Genomic DNA, 23,294 nt, shown 5'->3' on the forward strand with positions numbered 1-23,294 from the left:
TTGTCCTGATTTAAATTTAATCCACTATAACCGCATTTCCCGCCGCCGCTTCCCACAATTCCCGCTTCTTCCCTGCCGTCAGTTTTTTGATGGTAATTTCCCGTTTCAGCGCCTCGCTTTTGGAGAGGTCGTCTGAAACGATACGCATCGCCGTCGGTTTGTTCAGACGCGTGTATTTCGCGCCTTTGCCGGCGAGGTGGGCAGCGAACCGCTCTTGCGGGCGGTTGCTGATGCCGCAGTAGAGTGCGCCGTTTTCGCACAAAATCAGGTAAACGCGCCAATTTTCTGCGTTCATGTGTCTGCTTCCTTGGCGAAACTTTCCGTGAAGATACGGACGGCGGCTTCGGTTTTGGCGGACTGGACGCGGTAAGGCGTCACCAAATAGAGGCTGACCGGCGGCAGCGTCCATTCGGGCAAAACGGTTTTCAGACGATCTTGGGCGATTTTTTCTCGAACTTCGCCGCCCACTTGCAACGACAAACCGAAACCGCTTTCGGTCAGGCTGCACACGGCGGCAAGATGCGTGCAGGCAATGCTGTCGGCAATATCGAGAAAATAGCTTTCGCCGCCGTGTTGCAAGGTCGTGCGCACGGGCAGGAAATGCAGCCAGCGGTGGGCATGAAGCTGCGAGGGATGGGTGATGGGCGGATGGCGGTCGAGGTAATCGGGTGCGGCGCAAATGCTGTACGGCCAGGTAACGAGATGGCGCGCGACCAGATTGGGATCGTCCAAAGCGCGGTCGCCACCGCGTATGGCGATGTCGGTCTGATTGTGTTGCAGGTCGTCCAAGGTATCGCTGAAATTGAGGACGGGACGGATTTTGGGAAACTCGGTTTGCAATCGTGAAAATGCCGTCTGAAAAGCGCGGGAACTGATGACGCTGGAAGTCAGGGAAATACGCAATTCGCCGACGGGTTCGGTTTTCAGATTGTCGATAACGGTACGCGTATCAGCAAGGGTGGCGGCGAGGCGGCGGCAGTATTCGCCCAAAGCGCGGCCGGCATCGGTCGGAGAAAGGCTGCGCGTGCTGCGGTTTAACAGCTTGATGCCGTGCAGGGTTTCGAGGCGGTTGATGTGCTGGCTGACGGCAGACGGGGTCATGCCCAGAGCGGCAGCGGCGGCGTTCATGCTGCCGTGTTCGAGGACGGCGGCGAAAACGAGCAGGGGTTTGATGTCTTGCATGGTGTTTACCGGATTGGAATCGGCGTTTTCAGACGACCTGTTGGCAATATTGCAGATTATATAGCGCGGATGAAAAATCGGCGCGGAACTGATTGGGTGGTTGAGCCATATTCGCTTATCGCCATTTGCATATCTACCCTTTTTCAGGTATACCGCCAATTGATGTTCACATTTTAAAAGGATTTTATGATGGCTTCTTTCGACGAACCGGGCCGCGTCAAACGCGAAGGCATACTGACGCGCCTGCTGCGTTTTTTGGGTATCGGTCCTTCTGCCGAAGATGAACAAGAGCGCGCGCGTTTGGCGGCTTTGAATTTGAATACGGCGGTTTATGCCGACTTATTTGCCAACGAACCGGAAGAAATGCTGGTTTTGACTTCCGATTTCGACCCTGAAATAGGAATATTCAGGATTAATGCGGGCATAGGTGGCGGCAAAAAACAATTCCAAGCCAAAAGCTGCCCAATTTTAGGCTATGTCCATGTTAAAAGCGGTACGTTCATGGATCAGCCCGTATACAAGCTGACCTGGGGCGAAGACGATGCAAACAACCCCTTTAAAAACTGTTCATTTCAGACGCTCAAGCCACTGACTGTATACCGTATCCGAAGTAAGTTAGCCATGGATTGGGAGCCATTCGGAAGCGAGTGGTTGAGCCATATACTTTTAGTTGAGATGCTCGAAAGCGATGCACACAATCAAGAATTGGAAAACCTACGCCACGAATATCTGAATCCCGTTTTGTTTACCCATCCGCTGGCAACATTCAGATTAAACACATTTATGGAAAATTTCGAAGCCAAGGCAGAATGGGCGGGGCTGCCTGTGAAATTGTCTTTGAACGCAGAGGGCGACAAACCGGCGGGCGGTACGCTCAAACGCTTGCCGGAAGTATTTGCCCAACAGACGCAACTCTATGCCTCCCTAAACACCTACCTGCTCGAACATATCCGCAAACACAACGGCATCCGCACCAAAGACGGATTTTTTCCCAATCCGCATCCGACGGCGGAAAATTTCCTTCAAGACTTAAAGCTGCAAAAATTGGATTTTTTCGATCAGGATTTCGATATCGTGTTTCACAATGATGACGATGCATTGGTGCCTGACGGCGAATACTATTTCTGTGTCTCGTTTGATCCCAAGGGAAACATTACCGGCATCGAGTCCATCCACTGACAACAGGTCGTCTGAAACTTTAAACCCCGTTTCAGACGACCTTTTTTCATCCTATTATTTAGCTCAACTTTATAATAACAACAGCAAAACAGGGATTATCAAGCGTTTCAGACGACCTTACAATGCGTTCATCTAATCAATCACACCTCAACAAGGAGTCAAACATGAAAATCGCAGTCATCGGCGCAACAGGTTATGTCGGCAACGCAGTCGTGCAAGAATTGGCGGGTCGCGGGCATGAAGTGACCGCTTTCGCGCGCAATACGGATAAAGTGTTCCAAGCGCAAAATGTTGCCGCCGTCTCCGCAGACGTGAACGCGGCAGATTTCGCCGACAAGCTGGCAGGCTTTGACGCCGTGGTCAGCGCGTTCAATCCCGGCTGGACCAATCCCAATATCGGCGCGGATTTCACACGCGGCGCGAACAGCATCGTCGAAGCGGCAAAAGCGGCGCAAGTGCCGTATCTCTTAATCGTCGGCGGCGCGGGCAGCCTGTATGTCGCACCTGATTTGCAAGTTGTCGATACGCCCGACTTCCCCAAAGCCATTTACGACGGCGCCAATGCCGCACGCCATCTCTTGACCGCACTCCTGCCGCGCCGCGATGTGAACTGGTCTTTCGTTTCCCCTCCGGCACGACTGGGCGCGGACGGCGGGTTCAGCGAAGACAAAACCGGCAAATACCGCTTGGGCAAAGACGATTTGCTGATGGACGGTGAAATTCCGGCAGGCATCAGCGTGGCGGATTTGGCGGTCGCCATCGCCGACGACGCGGAAAACAAAGCGCATTTGTTTGAACGCTTTACCGTTGCCGCCGCTTAACCGCCAAACATAACAAAGGTCGTCTGAAAACTTTGGAAATCAGGTTTTCAGACGACCTTTTTGTATCCGCGTTCCATCATCCCCCTACAACCGACCTCCCCTTTTTTATCGGAAGCGTTTGGGGAACAAGGGCGCGGACTTGGTTTTCAGACGACCTTCGTGTCGGTTTACCTGAAGGGAAATCGGTGTTATTGTGTTTGGCAGTCTGTTGAAAATAAAATGATTTATGGAAAGAGACTCTTTAAACAGCCAACATTTCGTCCGACTGGTGCAACAAGGCGGCGGCAGCGATTATCTGAGCGGCAATTACCGTTTCGATACGCTGCACAGCGGCATTTCCCTGCATGGCGGCTGCGTGACCGCGCAAAAGGATTTCCAAAGCACGCAGCTTGCCGAGCCGTATATTTCGTTCATCCTGCTGCTGGAGGGGCGTTTGGATTTCGCCATCAATCAAAACCGCTATCAGATTGAGGCTGACGGCGGACGGGTGGTGTTGATTGCTGCGGAGGAGGAGATTTTGTTCAGCCGTTATCTCTACCAAGGGGAAAAAACAGCGAAAATCACGTTGAAAGGCATAGAGCAATGGCTGTCGCAACCGCAATACGCGGCGATGCTGCCAGCGGTTTACCGCGAGACGGTGCGGCATTGGCATTTGAGCGATGAATTGCGCGCTTTGGCGGAAAACAGTTTGATGCTGTCGGCGCAAGGCGACGGGCTGGGTGATGTTTTGCAGCGCGAAGCCGATGCTTTGCAGTTGCTCGCAGGATTGTGGCGCGATTTTTGCAGCCGTTATCCGTTGTCGTCATCGTCTGAAAAATCAGGCGGGACGGTTCGCCCGTCGGATGGGGACGGGTTTGTGCATGGTTTGAATCAGGCATTTGACCAAGGCGCACACCAAGTGGCGGAACTCGCCGCCGCGCTGCACGTCAGCGAACGGACGCTGCAACGCCGCCTGCGGGATTATTTCGGGATTACCGTCAGCGACTGGCTGCGGCACAAACATATGCAATATGCGCTGTATGCGTTGACGACGGGCAAAGAGAGCATCAGCGAAATCGCCTACCGTTGCGGCTATGGACACACATCCAGCTTCACGCAGGCATTCAAGCAATATTTCGACTGCACGCCTGCGGAGGTGCGCAAGCGGGAGGATTGATGTCGGATGGGATGTTTAGAGGTTTAAAGGTCGTCTGAAACGGTTTCAGACGACCTTTGTGTATGCCAAGCATTAGAGATGGAACCTCTCAAGCCGCCCCCTTCACTTTTTCCGTTTCGCCCGCGGATGCCCCTCGTCGTAAACCTTGGCCAGATGGTCGAAATCCAGCTTGGTGTAAATCTGCGTGGTCGAGAGGTTGCTGTGTCCCAACAGTTCTTGCACGGCGCGGATGTCGCGCGAGGATTGCAAAAGGTGGCTAGCGTAGCTGTGGCGCATCATGTGCGGGGAAATGTGTTGCCCGCTGCCCTGCTGCACCGCCCATGCCTGAAGGCGTTTTTGGATTTGCCGCTGTCCGAGCCGCGTGCCGTTTTTGCCGGTAAAGAGCGCGGCTTCGCCGTCTGCCGCTACGCGTTCGGACAGATAGGCGCGCAAGGCTTCGACGCTTTTGCCCGACAACGGGACTTGCCGCTCTTTCCTGCCTTTACCGGTTACGCTTACCCAGCCTTCGTCCAGCAACACATCACCCAAATCCAAGCCGTGTATCTCGCTCAGGCGCAGGCCGCTGCCGTACATCAGTTCAAACAAGGCATGGTCGCGCACCGCCAAACTGTCGTCGGCAGGCGCGCTGTCGAGCATATGGTTCAACTCTTCCTGCGGCAGGGCTTTGGGCAGGCGTTCGGGCAGGTGCGGGGCTTTCAGGTTGAAGGTCGGGTCGTTGTCCATCATGCCCGACTGCACGAGCCAGCCGCAATATTGCCGCCACGCCGACAATTTGCGCGCCAGCGTCCGTTCGCTCAAGCCTTGTTGCGACAGCCGTTTCAACGCCGCCACAAAATCGCGCCGCGTCAAATCCTGCGCCGTTTCAGACGACCCTTCCGTCAAAAGCCGCACGAGTTCGGTCAAATCGCGCCCGTAGGCAGACAGCGTGTGTGCCGACTTGCCCTGTTGCCCCAACATTTTCAAATAGCCGTCCAAAGACAGCCCGAAATCGCGCACCAACATTTTCAGACGACCTCCAACACGGTTTTCAAAGCCTCAGGCAACCGGCAAACCTTTTGGCGCGCATAATCGAAACACACCATGCCCGTGCGCGCCCGCGCCAGCACCTTGCCGTCCGCGATGCGCGTCAGGCGGAAGAGCAGCGCGAACCCGCCCTTGCCGATATCCTCGACGCCCATTTCCGCCGACAGTTCATCGCCGTAAAAACCTTGTGCCAAATATTGCACCGCCGCGTCCGCCATAATCAGCCCCGCGCCGCCCGCGTCCGTTTCGCTCCAGCCCAAACCTGCCAGCCAACGCATCCGCACCTCGTGGCACAAGCGCAAAACGGCATCGTTCGCCAGATGGCCGCCGTAATTCACGTCGCCCACCTGCACGCGCAAGGTCGTCTGAAACAACACCGCATCCACATCCGCCACTGCCAACTTAGCCATCACACACCTCCCGCCGCCGTTTCAGACGACCCCGAAAACAAACCGTTATTATAAACCATGTCAGACAAATACCGACCGCACCGTTTGCCCGCCGCAGCCGCTCAAAATCTCATTAATATATAAAACTGATGTAGCCCTGTGTAGTTTTTTAATAAGAAAAACATTATAATTTCCCACATCACCATCCCGCTACCTCACCAAGGAGATTTAAATGGCACTCGTATCCATGCGCCAACTGCTCGACCATGCCGCCGAAAACAGCTACGGCCTGCCCGCATTCAACGTCAACAACCTCGAACAAATGCGCGCCATCATGGAAGCCGCAGACCAAGTCAACGCTCCCGTTATCGTTCAAGCATCCGCCGGCGCGCGCAAATATGCAGGCGCGCCGTTTTTACGCCACCTGATTCTGGCAGCCGTCGAAGAATTCCCGCACATCCCCGTCGTTATGCACCAAGACCACGGCGCATCGCCCGACGTGTGCCAACGCTCCATCCAACTGGGCTTCTCCTCCGTCATGATGGACGGCTCGCTGCTCGAAGACGGCAAAACCCCGTCCACCTACGAATACAACGTCAACGCCACCCGTACCGTCGTCAACTTCTCCCACGCCTGCGGCGTGTCCGTCGAAGGCGAAATCGGCGTCTTGGGCAACCTCGAAACCGGCGAAGCCGGCGAAGAAGACGGCGTAGGCGCGGCAGGCAAACTCTCCCACGACCAAATGCTCACCAGCGTCGAAGACGCCGTGCGCTTCGTCAAAGACACCGGCGTGGATGCACTCGCCATCGCCGTCGGCACCAGCCACGGCGCATACAAATTCACCCGTCCGCCCACCGGCGACGTATTGCGCATCGACCGCATCAAAGAAATCCACCAAGCCCTGCCCAACACCCACATCGTCATGCACGGCTCCAGCTCCGTTCCGCAAGAATGGCTGAAAGTCATCAACGAATACGGCGGCAAAATCGGCGAAACCTACGGCGTACCCGTAGAAGAAATCGTCGAAGGCATCAAACACGGCGTGCGTAAAGTCAATATCGACACCGACCTGCGCCTCGCCTCCACCGGCGCCATCCGCCGCTTCATGGCAGAAAACCCGTCCGAATTCGACCCGCGCAAATACCTGAGCAAAACCGTCGAAGCCATGAAACAAATCTGTCTCGACCGCTACCTCGCATTCGGCTGCGAAGGTCAGGCAGGCAAAATCAAACCTGTTTCCCTTGAAAAAATGGCAAACCGCTACGCCAAAGGCGAGCTGAACCAAATCATCAAATAAACAACGGGACAATCAAACGGGCGGCCATCCAAGCCGCCCGTTTTGTTTTGAAGGGTATGGGTTAAGTGCAAACCCGTACGGCACTGCACTGCCCGCTCTGATTTAAATTTAATACGCCGGCTTTCCAAACCAGACAAAAGGTCGTCTGAAAACGGCTTCAGGTTGAACACAACCTGCGGCGTTTGTTTTCAGACGACCTTTTTTGCCGAAGAAGCAAACTTATCCCATTTCCCGACTAGCGTGGGATTCGATGACGGGCGGCGATTATTTGTCGCTGCATTGCTTCAAATTAAATTGTGCGGCAGCGGCTTCTCGTTTGTATGCTTCTTCGTAGAGGTAGCTCCGCTGGTAACCCTCCAGCCATTTGTCCATCGGGGCAAGCGCCTTGCGGCATGCCGCTTTGTCTCCGGCATTTTTATAGCTGACGGACAAGTCGTTCAGCGTCCGCATCCATTCGGTCAGATCGAGGAACTTGTCGCATTCGTTGAGATAACGTTGTTTGATAGCGACAGCATCGCGGTAGCGTTTGCCCTGATAGGCGGCCTGAAAACGTTTTTCCATTGCTGCCGCGCCTTTTGCAGAACAGGCGGCAGGCAATTTTTCATAGGTCGCCTCGAAAGATGCATTATGTCCGCAGTATTCTTGGCAGGCTTCGCGGGCTGAATCAGGAATGTTCAGCTTCACGCTGTTGTTGGTAAAGGAAAAATGTACGACGCAGCCATTACGGTTTTTGCTGGTACGGTTTTTGATTGTGCCTTCATAATTACAGACATGGCCGTTTGGATTGACTGTATTGACAGAAACCTGTTTGCCGTTGAGTGTCAATGAGCCGCTGCTGAGACGGTCTTCCGTCAGAAAATAATCTTGTGCGGCAGCGTGCAGGGAAAAGCTTGTTAGCAGGAGGAATGCGAGGGTTTTCATCAATGTGCTTTCTTATGGTTTACGGAAAAAATGAGATTGACTCGGTGCTTCATCTGATGCTTTTATAGTGGATTAACTTTAAACCAGTACGGCGTTACCTCTCCTTACCGTACTGGTTTAAAGTTAATCCACTATATTATGCAACGAGCAATGTGGATTGTACCGCAATACAAAGGTCGTCTGAAATGCCAAACAGCATTTCGGACGACCTTTTAATAACGGACAGAAGGCTTATCAACACCCGTCTGCCGTCGGCTTTGCAGCGTCAGTTGATCGAATAGCCGCGCAGATATTGGGTACGCTCGCGCGTCATGCGGGTATCGCATTGGAGCTTGAGGTATTCGTTTTGCGCCGGACTGTCCGCCCTAGCCGCTGCCTGTTGGCAGTTTTGGTTTTTGGTTTGAATCCAAGCGCGTTGTTCTGCCAGCATTTCCTGTTGGACAGTACGCTCCATGCCGTCCCATACGCCTTTGATTTCCGCCTCTGCCTGATGGTTTTGCGAACGGGCATTATCTAAGTCGCTTTGAGAGAACGAAGGCTGCTCCTGCTTCTCTTCGCCGTCAGGACGCAGGATTTCGGTTTCAAGGCCCGCGGCAGGCGGTACGCCCGACGCTTGGCTCGCCGCGTTGTTTTCCAAAATATCTTCTGCTTTGGCGACAGGTGGCTCTTCAGCGGCTTTGCTTTGCAGGATTTTGATTGCCTCTTCTTTGCTGACTGCCTTACCGTCTATCATCACGATGCTTTTGACACCGTAAGGCAGCAGTAAGGAAGACAGGGTTTGCGCGGTCATGTTGACGGTATTGTCTTCCAAAGAAACCGTACCGACTTTCGGATCGGGCGTATAGCGGACGCTGGTTGAAAACGTGTTGTTCTCAAAGCTCAGGTTGCTGCCCATGATTTTCTGCTGAAGCATTTCGGTCAAGCCGGTATTGCTGTAAATCAGCGGACTGTTGGCATCGGCGGTACGCAATACTTCGGCAGGGATTTGGATTTTCAAATCGGCGCTGCACAAGGATTTGTTGTCTTCCGTAATTTCTTGCGGATTGTCCAAGACGATATTCAACTCGGAGCCGGCAGCAATGATTTTATCGGCATCGACAAATTGGCGGCTGTCGGCACGGACAAAGGAACGCGCCTCGCGCTTGATGGTTTCTTGGATTTGGTTGCGGATACTTTGAATGGCGGCAGGATTGCCACACTCCAAAGCCTGCTTGGGTTCTTCTTTGCCGCACGCCGCCAACATCAGGGCGATAAGCGGTAAAGCCAGCAGTTTTTTGTGCATAAATAATACTCCTTGATACGGCTCGGAAACCGCATCGTTTTGTCGTTCAGACGACCATCATAACAAAAGCACTTGCAGCAAGTAAATGTTGCAAGTGCTTTTTCAACGAACCGTTATAAATGCTTACTTATTTGGTGATGACATTTACAAAACCGGAAAGGATTGCCGCGTTAATCAAGTCCACGAAGAACGCGCCGACCATAGGCACAATCAAGAAGGCTTTGTGCGAAGGACCGAAGGTCTGAGTGATGGACTGCATATTGGCAACGGCGGTCGGCGTGGCGCCCAAACCGAAACCGCAGTGGCCTGCCGCCAAAACCGCCGCATCGTAATCGCGTCCCATAAAGACATAAGTCACGAATGTCGCATACAAAATCATCACGACGGTTTGTACGGCGAGAATGATGGTTACAGGACCCGCCAGACCGGTCAACTCCCACAATTTCAGGTTCAAAAGTGCCATTGCGAGGAAAAGCGACAGGGAGGCATTGCCGAATACGTCGATAGCGCGGTCGAACATATTGACTTTAAACGCGGAAGTCAGAATGTTGCGGATGACGACACCGGCAAACAGACACCATACGAATTTCGGCAAGTCATACAGATATTCTTTGTCGAAGCCGTCCACAATTTCGGCAAATGCCAAACACGCTGCAAACATAGCAAGCGTTTCGACGGCAGATTCGGCGGTAATCAGGCGGGTGCGCTTCGCTTGTTCGAACACGTCGTCGGCATGTTCGTCTGAATTTGCCTTTTGTCCACTTTGATCGATGGGTTTACGTCCCATTTTGTTGATCAGACGGCGCGCAACCGGGCCGCCGATCAGGCCGCCGAATACCAAACCGAACGTGGCGGAAGCCATACCCAATCCGGTAGCACCAACCAAGCCGAATTTGTTTTCAAAGTCCGGACCCCATGCGCCTGCGGTACCGTGTCCGCCGGTCAGGGTAATCGAGCCGGTAATCAGGCCGATAAGCGGATTCAAATCCAAAATCTTCGCCAAGCCGACGCCGACAAAGTTCTGCACGATGATAAACGCCCCTACGACGGCGGTGAAAATCACCAACGGCAGACCGCCTGCTTTCAAGCGGGAGAAATCCGCGCTCAAACCGATAGAAGTGAAGAAAATCAGCATGAATGCGTCTTGCAGCGGTTTTTCAAATTTGAAGCTCACGTCATAAGCTTGATGCAGTGCAAACAGGATAATCGCAGCAATCAAGCCGCCTGCCACAGGCTCGGGAATGTTGAAATCGCGCAGGAATTTGACTTTGTTTACCAAAACCTTACCAATCAACAAAACCAATGTGGCGGCAATCAACGTGTAGTAACTGTTAAATTCCCATTCCATAATCGTTTTACCTCTCAAAATCTCAAAAATGTTTTTCTTAAATCCGCTGTGCGGAATTAAACTGTTGGATATTAGGGGATGGGTTAAAGATTGTCAAAGAATAGCCTTTTGTTTTTTGAATTTTTTACATATGGCATTTTTAAAATCATCAAAATGTTTATAAGCATCATGATATTACATAAAGCTACTTTTTGTTTATTAATTAAATATTTTTAATCCGAATGATATTATTGTTGACAATTCTTTTCGTCAGAATATGAGCTTAATAATGGAAAAAGGTCGTCTGAAAACTTGGAAATCAAGTTTTCAGACGACCTTTTTTACAACCATGCTTTCTAAAACTGCTTGGAAACATCAAAAAATACGCGATGTTGGTTCTGACGATAATAAAAATGGTTGCTGTGGACATGCGTCCAAGCCCAGTTCAAGCGAGGAGTGAAACCTTTCCAAGACAACTTCTTATGTGATACCGCCAAATTGACGTAAGTCTCTCTATCACTCCGTTTGATGTTAAAAATGTCTTCTGACTGATAGCGGCGATATTGCACTGTCCCATTGAACGAAGTCGAAAAATTACCTGTTTTACCCCATGCTTTTGTCCAGCCTACCCGCAGGTTTTCATGTTGATAAGCGTCAGAACGGTCGTGAGCACTACTGTAACCCTTACCCGCTCCAAGAACAAAATACTCCCCGCCAGTCCGCCTGTATAACACTGATACTGACGCAACATGGTTTACCCCGTTCAGGAACTTCCGCTCTTTATACTTACGATAACCAGATTGCCATGCGCCGAACACCTGCCATTTGGGTGACAACATATGCGAATAGCGCAGGACACCGCCCGCAGTATTGGAATACGGTTCGGTACCATACCAACGTTTTTCATAAAACGGCGACAACGAAATTTCTTGCTCATGATTGCGCCATCCTGCTCCCGTTTCAGCACGAATAGTCAGATCGTCGTAAGCGTGTGCATCCCAATAAAACTTACCGCCAGCAGAAAGGTTCTTTTTCCAAACCCAATGCCCTTTAATCGGAGTATTTTTCTGTGCGGACACATCATAAATCACACCATGTGCCTTGCGTGGAGGTTCAAATTCGAGACCACCGTAAGTCCTTTCCTTTGGTGCATTGGATACATTGCTTTCTCGAACATAGGAAAGGTTGCCATCAAAGTTCCAAGCCCTGTCTTTTTTTAAGTATTTGTCAAACTGACTTAAATACTCTTTCATCGATTCAGGCAAATCGGGGGTATTGCGGACTTCCTGCAACTCTTTTGCCGCTTCACGCGCTTTGCCGTCCTGCGAGAGGGTCAGTGCCAGCTGCAGGCGTACAGGAGCGTAATCGGGATGTTCTTTGATGATGTTGTGGAAACCCTGTTCTGCCGCCTTGTAATCGCCATCTGCACGATAGAGGATTGCATCGGCATAGGATGCCATGGTTTCGTCGTATCCTTCCAGACGGCGGTAGAGTGGCAATAAGAAACGGACATTATCGATGTTTTGCCGTTCCAAAGCAGTATCCATTGCATCAGTCAGCATTTCGGGATATTGAAGCAAATCTTCGGATGACATCGAAACCTGTTTCTGTTCAGACTCTTCAGTATCTTCTACTCTCTGGCTCTCGGCCTGACGGATTTGATTGCGGTTGAGATCAGGCAGAATTTCATCTCGTGGGGAGGGAGCGGCCGCGGCATAGCAAGCCACCGCATATAAAACTAAAGCCAAAGTCGGATAACGCATGATGTTCCCTCTTGATTCAAATCATCTGAAAAATAAAAAAAGTCTTTTTTCAGACGACCTCTAATAAAACAAACCGTCCGGCTGTCTGCCGGACGGTTAGAAACGGCTAATTATTGTTTTTTCGCGCCAAATGCACCTTGGTAAGAACTGTTGCCATGCTCGGCACTGAACACGCCACCCAATTCTGCAGCCTTAGGTCCAAAGAAATTGCCCTTCATCGTAACACCGTCTTGGTCACCACTGAAAGACGCACCGACGATCTTACCTGACAGAGGAATTTCGTACGCAGTGTCAATATAACCTTTGATGGTCTTCGCCCCAAAATCCACATTAAATTTAGATTCTGAAGAAAGCAAAACTCCTGCCGTGCCCACCACGGCATCACCGATATAGGTTGCCTTACCTGATGTTGGCATTGCATCTGCTCCATTCAACGGCGTAATGTTACCGATTGCAAAAGTATCATGGTAATGCGTTGGTCGATAATTCGCGTCGAAAACACCCATGCTTTGCCCACCAAATCGGACATGACTGTATTTACGACCGCTCAAAAGAGTTTGTCGGGTAGCTACATTGCCTTCGGCTGCAGCAATCTCTTCCTTGAAGCGGAATGCTTCATTGGCTTTGGACAAATCAATGGTACGACCGTCAACCGTTACACTGGTATTCATATTGCCACTGGGTGCAGTATATTTGGCTGTATTATGAGAAAAGTTTTTACTTACCATTGCATTGCCACCAACAGACGCGCTTGGAGCAGCAGGTTTGGCAGGAGTGGTTGGTTTAGAAGGTGCTGACGGTGTAACGGGTGTTGCCGGTTTAGAAGGCGCTGCTGGAGTAGCAGGCGTAGAAGGTGCTGCCGGTGTAGCAGGTGTTGCTGGAGTAGCAGGCGTAGAAGGTGCTGCCGGCGTAACAGGTTTAGCAGGCGTAGAGGTTGAGGGATTAGCTTGTGGACCACTGCCACCGCCACTGCTGCACGCCGTTACCGCGAATAAAGCAGCACAAACCAATGCTGTTGTTTTCATAGTTTTATTCATAAATTCGTATCCTTAACCTTGAAGATTTAATAATTAATTTAAGTTAATGACTTTTATAGTCGAAAAAATTTTACAACAAATAAATAACCAAACAAATGAACAAATCTAGGATATTTTACTATTCTATTGACTATACAATGATTTTTTATCACTATCGCATAAAAATCAATACTTTACATACCATTGTATTTTTAAATTAAATTTTTCACTGTCGCACCGAGGATACATTTTTTTGAACAATCAACCATTACATTTTCAAAAAAGGTAAAATTAATCACGAGTCATTTAACAAATTTATTAAAACCTACAAATAAAACAATTAAAAACCTACCGCTTTCTCCGAAATGAGAAACTTGACAACCAACAAAATATAACTAAAGAAATTTTTATAATTTCAAGACCGACGGTGTGATGAGATCATACGAAACTGATAAACGAGAAAATTTTGTGGCAACCTCATTATCCAACTGCTTATATCCCCGCTTACATTGCAATAGCTACCTACTGCCTTTTGACTCATTGCTTACTGTCTGCTAAAAGAGACCCTTCAATACGAAAAAGGTCGTCTGAAAACTTGGAAATCAAGTTTTCAGACGACCTTTTTATCTTCCAGACTCAATCAACCTTTAGTCCGCTCCAACAGTTCTTCCGCCAAGGCGAGGTAGGCTTTGGTGCCTTTGGCGTTGGCATCGTAGGCGAGCGCGGGCATGCCGTGGCTGGGGGCTTCGGCGAGGCGGACGTTGCGGGGGATGACGGTTTGGAACATCAGGTTGCCGAAATGTTGGAAAAGCTGTTCGCTGACTTCGACGACGAGGCGGCTGCGGCTGTCGTAGAGGGTGCGGACGATGCCGGTGATGTCGAGGCGCGGGTTGATTGCCTGACGGATTTTGCGCACGGTGGCGATGAGGTCGGAGATGCCTTCGAGGGCATAGTATTCGCACAACATGGGGACGATGACGCCGTTGGCGGCGACAAGTCCGTTGAGCGTGAGCAGGGTCAGTGAAGGGGGACAGTCGATGAGGACGAAGTCGTAGTCGTTTTCGACGGTTTGCAGGGCGTTTTTGAGGCGGATTTCGCGGGCGATTTCTTGCACCAGCTCGATTTCGGCACCGGCAAGCGCGCGGTTGGCGCTGAGTACGTCGTAGCTGCCGTCCCCGCTGCGGACGACGGCGGTTTTGATGTCGGTATCGCCCAATACGACTTGGTACACGCCTTCTTCGAGGCGGGCTTTGTCTATGCCGCTGCCTGTGGTAGCGTTGCCTTGCGGGTCGAGGTCGATGACGAGGACGCGCTTGCCCTTGGAGGCAAGTGATGCCGCGAGGTTGACGGTGGTGGTGGTTTTGCCGACGCCGCCTTTTTGGTTGGCGACGGCGAGGATTTGTGCGCTCATGTTTTTGCTGCTGTCGGATAGGTGAATGGCGGAATTTTAACGTTTTTTGCTTGAAATGGGTATAAGGTCGTCTGAAAAGGAGCTTCGGTGGGGAGAGGCATCTTTGTCGCATTTCTGTCTGCGTTTCGGTAAATTCTCTTTAAATCCAGACAAGGCGGGGTAATGCCGGCTGATTTAAAGTGGACTTACTATACAATATGCCGTTTTTTTAACTGTCGTAGAGATATATCATGAAAAAATCTTTCTTTGCCCTGATGCTTGCCGCTGTTTTGCCTGCTGCTAATGCGGCTTCAGTTACCGAATTGGAAGCACAGATTGCGGATTTAACAGCAGAACAAACAGTAGAACATGCTTGGGTAGAAGTGAATCTGGCACGGTTAGAGGCGGGGCAGATGCATTTAATTGACGAACAGAATCGGAAGATCGAGGCTTTGGAAGCCCGTATCAGTAAATTGGAAAAACGCCTTGCCAAGTCAAAATAGTACAACCCGAATCGGGTTTATGTGTGCAGCGTCAAGCCGTTCCAGAAGTTGTTTGAGGCTTCGGGGAAAAACAAATGGGAAGCACGCCGCGCCGTCCGCACTGCCTGCAATGCGGAAACTTCGGCAATGTTCTGCGAAGATTCTGCCATCCGCTGCGAAAAATACGAATAACGGGATTTGAATAACAAGGTCGTCTGAAACGGAATCGGGTTTCAGACGACCTTTTTAACGGTATAGTGGATTAACTAAATCAGGACAAGGCGACGAAGCCGCAGACATACAGATAGTACGGCAAGGCGAGGTAACGCCGTACTGGTTTAAAGTTAATCCACTATAGTTTGAAGGCAAGTGGCGTTGTGTCATGCCGATGGCGGTATCGTTTCCTTTGAATTTGAACCAAGTCAGGCTGTATACTTTATGACTTGCCGCTGCTCATACCACAACAAGGAAATCTATGGATTGCTGGGAAATTCTGCACATTGCGCCTACCGGTGACGAACGTGCCATCAGGCGCGCTTATGCGAAGCTGTTGAAATCGACACGTCCGGACGATGACGCGGAGGGATATCAGCGGCTGCGCGAGGCGTTTGATGAGGCTTTGTCGCGTGCGCCCTACATCGATGAGGAAGAGGACGCAGACGATTGGTCTTGGGATCATGCCGATAACGATGAGGCGGATGTTTCAGACGACCTTGATGAAGCACAGACTGAATATGTTGACGGGGCGACGGCAGAATATGAATCGACCCAAGCCTATCCGCACGATACATGGAAAGACGCAGAAACAGACCTTATTGAAGAAACTGATGTTTCAGACGACCCCTACGGATATAGCGGCGCAACTGCCGAGGCGTATTCATACCATGGATACGATGGCGTAGATGCGGACTATATTTTGGCGGAAATCGGACGCATTCACGATGAAGGGAAAAGTGAAGCGTTGGAACGCTCCTGGCCCGACATCCGCGCTTTATTGGACCGGCTGCCTTTGGGCGAATCGGAATATATTGCTTGGGAATTTTTGGATTTTCTGCGCGATCGGTATATTTCGAATATCATCGTATGGGCGCAATGGGCGTCTTATTTCCGCTGGCACGAGAGCCGCGAAGTCCTCCACCGTATGAACACGGACGAGCTGGAGTGGGTTTATGACTGCATCAATGCGGCGGAAGTTTTGTCTGACAACGCCAATGGCAAATTCCCGCTCTTGCACAGCTTGAACCGTCTGACTGAGCAAGGGCGCGATATGCGGGCAACGGTGAATGCGTTTTTCCTGAATACGGCTTTACAGGAAGAAATATCGCCATCCGTACGCACAGCGCTGATGAGGCGAAAGACAAAACTGACGTCTGTTTTACAGAAAGCGCAATCATGGCGGCAGATGCGGATTGTGCTGCCGATTGTGGCGATATTCGTCGCCATGTTTACAGCGGCAGCCGATGACGCTTTATCCGCCTATATCGAGGCGTATTATTCGTTGGCCCTCGTCTCCACCCTCACGCTGGCGCTCTTGTGTTTCTTGGTCAATGTCTGCCGAAGTATATTTTTCACATGGCTGCCATCTCTCTACAAACTCTTCACGGCGACTTTTGTGTTTAAAAAAGCGGCGATTGTACGCGCTTTCGTATTGCCTGTCGTGATGACCGCGGTGTGCCTGACCCCGACCGGTTCGGTAATGTTCTTCCTACTGACCGTACTCGCATGGATATATTCATGGTGTACCTTTTTCTCCTACATCAAAAGCGAACGGAGTATTGTCGGCGGTCTGACGGTCAATCTGTCCTTGATGTCCATGTTTCCGATAATCAATGTGATAAACAAACATTTGGAGCAAACGGCGGGCAACTCGGTATTGCTTATCCTGACGGCTTTGATGATATTGTTGTGGTTCAACACCAATCTGTATCTACGGTCGTTCCATCCCCATCTGTCAAAAAAACAGGCGCAATTCCTGCTGGTACCTTGTTCGCCCAACGCATCCTTCCCTATCAGGGCAGTCGCTTCATTCGCCTCCGCACTGGTTTGGATGCTGACGCTGCCGCAGCGATGCGCCGACTATACCGAACGGGATGATATTTGGACGCCTTTGGGTTTCGGCGTACTGGCATGTATGCTGACGCTTATCCTGCCGCTTGGCGGAAATCGGATGCTGTGGTTTTACCCGACTGCATTCGCACTCGGCTGGCTGGTGCTTGTTTTGAAACAAAATGCCTACCGCAGCCTGATGCGGGCATAAGCTAAAGGTCGTCTGAAAAGTTTTCAGACGACCTCAACTATACCGTACAACGCTGTTTTCATTTTTCTGCAACAAATTCATTCCATAAGGAATCCGCATGACTTTACCTGTTTTAGCCGTGACTTCGGGCGAACCTGCCGGCATCGGCCCCGATATCTGCTTGGATTTGGCGTTTGCCGATTTGCCGTGCCGCTGCATCGTGTTGGGCGACAAAAATCTGCTGCAAAGCCGTGCCGAACAATTAGGCAAAACCATCACCCTGCAAGATTTCGACCCGCAGGGCGGCAAGCCCGAACGCGGCATATTGGAAGTGTTGCACATTCCTTTAGACGCGCCCTGCCAAGCGGGCAAACTCAATCCCGCCAATGCCGCCTACGTCCTCAAACTGCTGGACACTGCCCATCAAGGCATTTCAGACGACCTCTTCGACGGCATGGTTACTGCGCCGCTGCACAAAGGCGTCATCAACGACGGACACGCCAGCGATCATTTCTTCAGCGGCCACACCGAATACCTCGCCGAAAAAAGCCAAACCGAACAAGTCGTCATGATGCTCGCGGGCGGCGGATTGCGGGTGGCGCTCGTCACTACCCACCTTCCGCTCAAAGACATCGCCGCCGCCATTACCCGCCCGCTGGTCGAATCCGTGACCCGCATCCTTCATGCCGACCTGCGCGACAAATTCGGCATCGCCCGCCCCCGCATCCTAGTGACCGGACTGAATCCGCACGCAGGCGAAAACGGCCATCTCGGCCATGAAGAAATCGACATCATCATCCCCGCGCTCAAGCAGCTGCAAAGCGAAGGCATAGACGCACGCGGCCCCTATCCCGCCGATACGGTGTTCCAGCCCTTTTTACTCAAAGACGCCGATGCCGTTTTGGCGATGTATCACGACCAAGGGCTGCCCACGCTCAAATACGCGGGCTTCGGGCAAGGCGTCAACGTCACGCTCGGGCTGCCCTTTATCCGCACCTCGGTCGATCACGGCACCGCCCTCGACCTTGCCGGAACGGGCAAAGCAGACTCAGGCAGCCTCATGACCGCCGTTGCCACCGCATTGGAAATGGCGCGCCATATCGACCCGCGTTCCTGAAACCGGATTTCGTTTATCACATAAGTTCTTGAAGCCCAAGGTCGTCTGAAAACCAGCAACGCCAGCCGAAACGATATGCGGTTTACCTGACAAACGAATCCACAAACTCGGCACAGCCCTCGCTGCTGCACCTTGTTTTTAAAGTCTTCAGATGTGCAAACAACTGCTGTTTCTCGCTGTCGCTCAGCTTATGCCCTTTGTCATCACTGACTTGGTTGTACTTAGGCGTATTTTTGACATCAAAACCGCGGTTGATAAAGAAAACCGTTTCCTTGCCTGCCGCGTTGCGCACGGTCAGCATCATGCTGCCGCCGTCTGCCGCGATGGCGCATTTATCTTCAACAATGGCGGTATAGTCGGTGTAGTCGGTGTACATGGCTGATCTCGGTTTGGCTTGGCTGTACGCCGTTTGACTCAATAAAACGGCGACAGCGATCGCGATAAAATGTTTCAACATCATTTGCTCCTTTTGCGTTTTCAGAGTGCACAGCCTGCCTGAGGTACGACCTCTTCCGATTTCCGGCTTCTATGTCGCATCCGACGATTCTTCCTTTACCGCGTCCAGCAGCGGTATCAGCAGCCCTTCCACCAATCTTTGGAACAACGCTCCTTCTACCGGCTCGGTGTCTTCGTTGCCGAACACCAAGGCGACTTCGGTATAGTCTTTTTGCCCTTTGCTGACTTTGTTGCCGTGATAGCTTTCCTTGGCTTTGTTCAGGGCATCTTCCCAGCTCTGTTTTTTGCCGTAGGCTTCGGCGGCGGCGAGGCTGGTTTTGGCGAAGAAAGGCAGCGGGCGCGTTTGTCCGAGGTTGAAGAACGTCAGCCATTTTTGCAGCATTTCTTGCGCTTGGCTGCCAGAGATTTCGGGATAAAGCGTCGTTTCTTCGGGCTGAACGATATGGGTTTGGCGGGTTTCGGTTGTCTGAGATTCCACCGCGCAAAAGATTAAATGTTCGAGCAGGAGGGCGATGCGTTGCGGGGCATTGGGTTTGCGGTCGAGGTAGAACACTTGGCCGCATTGGTACAGGTTGCCGAGGCTGCCTTGCAGGGTTTGCCCGTCGAACGGGATTTCGTAGGCGAAAGGCGGCAGTTTGGGGCTTTGCAGCAATGCGCCGTCTATACGTTTGGCGGCGGCTTGGAAATTCTGCTGCCACAATTTACCCAGTTCACCGGCGGGCAACAGGCTTTCGGCATCGAGGCGGACGGCGGTTTCTTGAAAGTCTTGGTTGTGGCGGCGGGCGTCGAGGTAGGCGGCGGCAATTTTGTCGGCGCGTTGCGGCTCGAAGGGTTCGGCGGATTCCCATGCTTCGTCGCGGTAGGGTTCGCGCCAGCCCAAGGTTTGTTGCAGCCATGTTTTGACGGGATTTTTCCAGAAGCGGATGAAGTCGTCCTGCCAGACGGTCGGTGCGGGGCTGTTTTCTTCGAGGGCCTCGCTGAAAAACGGACGCGCCTGTTCGCGCGGGCGGTTGAGGGCTTCGGCGTAGTCCTGCCGCGTGCTGAAGAGGTCGTCTGAAATTTTGTCTGCGATGAAATAGCGGTGGGAGAACGGTTGCAGGGGATGTTGTTCGACCCAGTGTTCCGCCAGCTCTTTGCTGCGCCGTCCGGTCATGGCGGCGATGGTGTCGATGAGTTCGCTGACGAGGGCGGACGGGGCGAGTTCGTCGTCGTTGCGGATGCTGCGGCCGACGTAGGAGAGATAAAGGATGTCGCGCGCGCTGATGATGGCTTCGAGGAAGAGGTAGCGGTCGTCGTCGCGGCGGGCGCGGTCGCCTTTTTGCGGGTGTTTGGCAATCAGGTCGAACACGGCTGCTTTGGTGTTGCGCGGGAAATCGCCGTCGTTCAGCCCCAACAGGCAGATGACTTTAAACGGCAGGCTCCTCATCGGCACCATGCTGCAAAAGGTGATGCCGCCGCGCAGGAACCCCGCTTGGCTTTCGCTGCCTAAGAAGCGGCGGATGTGGCGGATGACGGTGTGTTGCGGCAAGGTGCCCCGAAAGCCTGCCAACGCGGTCTCTTCCTGCCATTTTGCCAATGCCTGCTCGAACTGCTGCAAGGCGTATTGGTCGTCGGCGTCGGGCAGGAACAACGACTGCACCAAATCGCGGCAGCGTTCCGTCCATTCTTCCGCCGCTGCGGGTTTGCGCCACTCGGCAGCAAGACGCGACAGCGTGCGGATGAAGGCGGCAAAGCGGGCGAACACATCGAGGCGGTTGACATCGCCGTGCCACGCGCTGACGTTTTGCCAGAGCGGGCTGCCATCATCGGGCAGCATCCAACCTAAGACGATGCGTTCCAACGCCTGCTGCCAGGTGAACAGATTGTCCGCCGCGCCGCGCATTGTTCCGTCCAAACCCCAATGCACGTTCAATTCGGCAATGGTGTCGTGCAGCAGCGGCAAATCGTCCGCCGTCAGTCCGAAACGGCGCAGCACCAAACCGCTTTCCAACAGCGGCAGCACTTTATCGACTTCAAACCGGCTTTCCAGCAAATCCAGCGTCTGCTCCAGCGCGTAAAGCAGCGGCTGGCGGCGGCTGAGTTTCACGTCCGACACCGAATACGGCAAAGCCTGCGCCCCGCCCTGAGCCTGCCCGAATACCGCTTCGATAAACGGGCTGTACGGCTCGATGTTCGGCGTCAAAACGGCAATATCGTGCGGCTGCCAGTCGGGATGTTCGTGCAGAATCCGCAACAGCTTGTCTTTCAAAATCTGCAATTCGCGCAAGGGGCTGTGTGCCGACACGATACGGACGGAACCGTCGTCCAGCAAATCTGCGCGGCTGTTTTCAGACGGCATACGCAGATTTTGAATATCGTTTTGCAGGCAGTGCAGCAGCGTGTCGTCTGAAACCTCTTCAAACACAGGCTGCTCCTCCAAGCCGATTTCCGTCAGAAAATCAAAAAAATCACGCCCCTGCTTGCCAAGCGACGCCAACAGCGGATGCCCCGTCTGCGACAAATCCGCATCGTCGCCGCCCTTCAAAAGCTGCGCCGCCTCAATCACATTGCCCCAATACTGCCCGCTCGGATTGAGCGCGAACACAAACACATCGCAATGTTCCGAGATTTTCTGCAAAAGCTGCAAATACATCGGCGCCATCGTCGAAATGCCGAACACGAAAAACCGCTCAGGCAGGTGCGCCTTATCCAAAGACGACAGCAGCTTTTCCCACAGCGCCACACGGTGCGGCGCGGATTGGTTGCCGTCGTCCAAATACCGCCAAAGCTGCGCCTGCCAGACCTCGTCGTCGCCCAGCCCCAGAAGTTTGCCTTCCTGCCAGGCATCAATCCACTGCGGCCGGTACACCAGATACTGGTCGAAAATATCTGCCAACTGCCCCGCCAACTGATAATCCGCCGACTCACCGCTGCCCAAATAGCTTTGCAAGACAGAACGGACGTTTTCAAATTCAGAGGCCGTCTGAAAACGCTCGCTGCGGAACAAATCCAACAGCCGCCAGCGCATTACCTCCGGCGAAAACGGACTGAGCGCGGGAATATCGGGAATCAGCTTCTGCATCAACTGCCACGTCAAACCCGCCGGCAGGCTGAATTGCAAATTCGCCGCTACCCCCAGTTCGCGCGCCAGATAAACACTCAAATAACGCCGCATCCCCTGACTCTGCACCACAATCTGTTCCGCCGCCAAAGCAGACTCAAGCGGCCTGACCCTTTGGATTCCGGCAAACAGGGCGGCTAGCGATTCGAGGCGGTTGGATTGGTAGAGGTAGAACATGGCGATTAAAAGCAAAAGGTTAAGAACGCAAGACAGATTATAAAGTCCCTTGATTTCTCTGCAAGCGCAACCATATAGCCGTCAACCCATCATTCAGAAAAACAGAGGAATTTATGCCGCAAACCGACATCAACCATGCTGATATCCGCACGCGTTTCATCTTTGACGATATGCCTGTGCGCGGTCTGCACGTCCGCCTTGAAAACGTGTGGGAACACATCGCCGGACAAAAACACTACCCTGCCGCCATCCGCCGGGCATTAGGCGAACTCCTCGCTGCAGGTGCGCTTCTCTCCAGCAACCTTAAAAACGAAGGTACGCTCATTGTCCAAGTACAAGGACAAGGTCGTCTGAAAATGCTTGTGGTCGAAGCCACATCTGACAACACCGTTCGCGCTACCGCCCGCTGGGATGAAACCGCCGACATCCGTGATGACGAAAGCCTGACCGACCTTTTGGGCAGCAACAGCGTTTTCGTACTCACACATCAACCCAAAGATGCTGAACCTTGGCAAGGCGTTGTCCCGCTTGAAGGCGACAATATCGCCCAAATGCTCATGAACTATATCAAACGTTCCGAGCAACTCGATACCCACATCGTTCTCGCCGCTTCAGATCATGTCAGTGGAGGATTGCTGGTACAACGTCTGCCCGAAGAAGAACTGGACACCGAATCATGGGAACTCATCAGCACACTGACCCAAACGCTGACACCGGAAGAGCTAACCACCCTAGACGCACAACACGTTCTCTATCGACTCTATCATGAAACCCCTCCACGGGTTTTCGATCCCGAAAGTATCGAATTTGCCTGCACCTGCTCACACGGCAAAGTCAGCGATATGCTGCTCATGTTAGGCGGAGAAGAAGTTGGCGGTATTGTTGCAGAACAAGGCAGTATCCAAATCGATTGCGACTTTTGCCACACTAAATACGTATTTGACGAAACGGATGTCAACGCGCTATTTGGCGGTGACGTA

General features: G+C 52.3%; 21 protein-coding genes. 8 read left to right on the forward strand and 13 right to left on the reverse strand.

Features of this window, described 5'->3' with window-relative positions; genetic code table 11:
• Positions 1 to 16: 16 nt before the first annotated feature.
• Positions 17 to 295, reverse strand: coding sequence for a GIY-YIG nuclease family protein (locus HMPREF3277_RS01780; protein ID WP_070869858.1), 279 nt, complete (start codon positions 293 to 295; stop codon positions 17 to 19).
• On the reverse strand, positions 292 to 1,182 hold the full coding sequence (locus HMPREF3277_RS01785; protein WP_070869859.1) for a LysR family transcriptional regulator: 891 nt from the start codon (positions 1,180 to 1,182) through the stop codon (positions 292 to 294). Before HMPREF3277_RS01785 ends, HMPREF3277_RS01780 begins: the two co-directional genes overlap by 4 nt.
• Positions 1,183 to 1,368: 186 nt before the next feature.
• Here HMPREF3277_RS01785 and HMPREF3277_RS01790 point away from each other — a divergent pair, with 186 nt between their 5' ends.
• The 3 genes from HMPREF3277_RS01790 (at position 1,369) to HMPREF3277_RS01800 (ending at position 4,338) form a co-directional block, all read left to right on the forward strand.
• Positions 1,369 to 2,361: a DUF7021 domain-containing protein gene (locus HMPREF3277_RS01790; protein ID WP_246830746.1), complete on the forward strand. Its 993-nt coding sequence runs from the start codon at positions 1,369 to 1,371 to the stop codon at positions 2,359 to 2,361.
• 164 nt (positions 2,362 to 2,525) lie between these two features.
• Positions 2,526 to 3,182, forward strand: coding sequence for an NAD(P)-dependent oxidoreductase (locus tag HMPREF3277_RS01795; protein WP_070869861.1), 657 nt, complete (start codon positions 2,526 to 2,528; stop codon positions 3,180 to 3,182).
• A 226-nt stretch (positions 3,183 to 3,408) separates the two neighbouring features.
• Complete coding sequence (locus tag HMPREF3277_RS01800) at positions 3,409 to 4,338, forward strand: helix-turn-helix transcriptional regulator (protein WP_070869862.1); 930 nt, start codon at positions 3,409 to 3,411, stop codon at positions 4,336 to 4,338.
• A 102-nt stretch (positions 4,339 to 4,440) separates the two neighbouring features.
• Here the strand turns inward: HMPREF3277_RS01800 and xerC are convergent, their stop codons facing one another.
• Both xerC and HMPREF3277_RS01810 read right to left on the reverse strand, forming a co-directional pair.
• Positions 4,441 to 5,340, reverse strand: coding sequence for a tyrosine recombinase XerC (xerC, locus tag HMPREF3277_RS01805; protein ID WP_070869863.1), 900 nt, complete (start codon positions 5,338 to 5,340; stop codon positions 4,441 to 4,443).
• 2 nt (positions 5,341 to 5,342) lie between these two features.
• Positions 5,343 to 5,771 carry an acyl-CoA thioesterase gene (locus HMPREF3277_RS01810; RefSeq protein ID WP_070869864.1) on the reverse strand — a complete coding sequence of 143 codons (429 nt, stop codon included), beginning with the start codon at positions 5,769 to 5,771 and terminating at the stop codon, positions 5,343 to 5,345.
• Between the two features lie 211 nt (positions 5,772 to 5,982).
• Here HMPREF3277_RS01810 and fba point away from each other — a divergent pair, with 211 nt between their 5' ends.
• The gene (fba, locus tag HMPREF3277_RS01815) at positions 5,983 to 7,047 is read left to right on the forward strand and encodes a class II fructose-bisphosphate aldolase (RefSeq protein WP_003761919.1); all 1,065 of its coding nucleotides are present in this window, start codon (positions 5,983 to 5,985) and stop codon (positions 7,045 to 7,047) included.
• Positions 7,048 to 7,311: 264 nt separating this feature from the next.
• On the opposite strand, the gene HMPREF3277_RS01820 is transcribed toward fba, so the two are convergent.
• From HMPREF3277_RS01820 to HMPREF3277_RS01845, 6 genes are all read right to left on the reverse strand, one after another.
• Positions 7,312 to 7,968 (reverse strand): hypothetical protein, encoded by a 657-nt coding sequence (locus tag HMPREF3277_RS01820; protein ID WP_003764425.1) that lies wholly within the window; start codon positions 7,966 to 7,968, stop codon positions 7,312 to 7,314.
• 265 nt (positions 7,969 to 8,233) lie between these two features.
• Positions 8,234 to 9,250 (reverse strand): lysozyme inhibitor LprI family protein, encoded by a 1,017-nt coding sequence (locus tag HMPREF3277_RS01825; protein WP_003761924.1) that lies wholly within the window; start codon positions 9,248 to 9,250, stop codon positions 8,234 to 8,236.
• Positions 9,251 to 9,377: 127 nt separating this feature from the next.
• The gene (gene gltS, locus HMPREF3277_RS01830) at positions 9,378 to 10,598 is read right to left on the reverse strand and encodes a sodium/glutamate symporter (RefSeq protein ID WP_009310801.1); all 1,221 of its coding nucleotides are present in this window, start codon (positions 10,596 to 10,598) and stop codon (positions 9,378 to 9,380) included.
• Between the two features lie 335 nt (positions 10,599 to 10,933).
• Positions 10,934 to 12,340, reverse strand: coding sequence for a surface lipoprotein assembly modifier (locus HMPREF3277_RS01835; protein WP_070869865.1), 1,407 nt, complete (start codon positions 12,338 to 12,340; stop codon positions 10,934 to 10,936).
• Between the two features lie 110 nt (positions 12,341 to 12,450).
• Positions 12,451 to 13,377 carry a transferrin-binding protein-like solute binding protein gene (locus HMPREF3277_RS15550; protein ID WP_141765165.1) on the reverse strand — a complete coding sequence of 309 codons (927 nt, stop codon included), beginning with the start codon at positions 13,375 to 13,377 and terminating at the stop codon, positions 12,451 to 12,453.
• 619 nt (positions 13,378 to 13,996) lie between these two features.
• Positions 13,997 to 14,767, reverse strand: a complete 771-nt coding sequence (locus HMPREF3277_RS01845) for a ParA family protein (RefSeq protein WP_070869867.1) — start codon at positions 14,765 to 14,767, stop codon at positions 13,997 to 13,999.
• Between the two features lie 230 nt (positions 14,768 to 14,997).
• Between HMPREF3277_RS01845 and HMPREF3277_RS01850 the strand changes: the two genes are divergently transcribed.
• Entirely contained in the window at positions 14,998 to 15,249 is a 252-nt protein-coding gene (locus tag HMPREF3277_RS01850; RefSeq protein ID WP_070513881.1) for a hypothetical protein, read from the forward strand.
• A 17-nt stretch (positions 15,250 to 15,266) separates the two neighbouring features.
• Here the strand turns inward: HMPREF3277_RS01850 and HMPREF3277_RS15690 are convergent, their stop codons facing one another.
• Positions 15,267 to 15,398, reverse strand: coding sequence for a hypothetical protein (locus tag HMPREF3277_RS15690; RefSeq protein ID WP_283127063.1), 132 nt, complete (start codon positions 15,396 to 15,398; stop codon positions 15,267 to 15,269).
• A gap of 305 nt (positions 15,399 to 15,703) precedes the next feature.
• On the opposite strand from HMPREF3277_RS15690, the gene HMPREF3277_RS01855 reads away from it, so the two are divergent.
• Both HMPREF3277_RS01855 and pdxA read left to right on the forward strand, forming a co-directional pair.
• Entirely contained in the window at positions 15,704 to 17,485 is a 1,782-nt protein-coding gene (locus HMPREF3277_RS01855) for a J domain-containing protein (protein WP_070869868.1), read from the forward strand.
• A gap of 97 nt (positions 17,486 to 17,582) precedes the next feature.
• Positions 17,583 to 18,581 carry a 4-hydroxythreonine-4-phosphate dehydrogenase PdxA gene (pdxA, locus tag HMPREF3277_RS01860; RefSeq protein WP_070869869.1) on the forward strand — a complete coding sequence of 333 codons (999 nt, stop codon included), beginning with the start codon at positions 17,583 to 17,585 and terminating at the stop codon, positions 18,579 to 18,581.
• Positions 18,582 to 18,663: 82 nt separating this feature from the next.
• Here the strand turns inward: pdxA and HMPREF3277_RS01865 are convergent, their stop codons facing one another.
• Positions 18,664 to 19,038 (reverse strand): hypothetical protein, encoded by a 375-nt coding sequence (locus HMPREF3277_RS01865; RefSeq protein ID WP_070869870.1) that lies wholly within the window; start codon positions 19,036 to 19,038, stop codon positions 18,664 to 18,666.
• A gap of 69 nt (positions 19,039 to 19,107) precedes the next feature.
• Positions 19,108 to 22,314 carry an exodeoxyribonuclease V subunit gamma gene (recC, locus tag HMPREF3277_RS01870; RefSeq protein ID WP_070869871.1) on the reverse strand — a complete coding sequence of 1,069 codons (3,207 nt, stop codon included), beginning with the start codon at positions 22,312 to 22,314 and terminating at the stop codon, positions 19,108 to 19,110.
• A gap of 113 nt (positions 22,315 to 22,427) precedes the next feature.
• Here recC and hslO point away from each other — a divergent pair.
• Positions 22,428 to 23,294 (forward strand): Hsp33 family molecular chaperone HslO (gene hslO / locus HMPREF3277_RS01875; RefSeq protein WP_070869872.1); only part of this gene is annotated, 867 nt, incomplete at its 3' end.

This window comes from Neisseria sp. HMSC70E02 (assembly GCF_001838645.1).
Lineage (GTDB): Bacteria > Pseudomonadota > Gammaproteobacteria > Burkholderiales > Neisseriaceae > Neisseria > Neisseria macacae.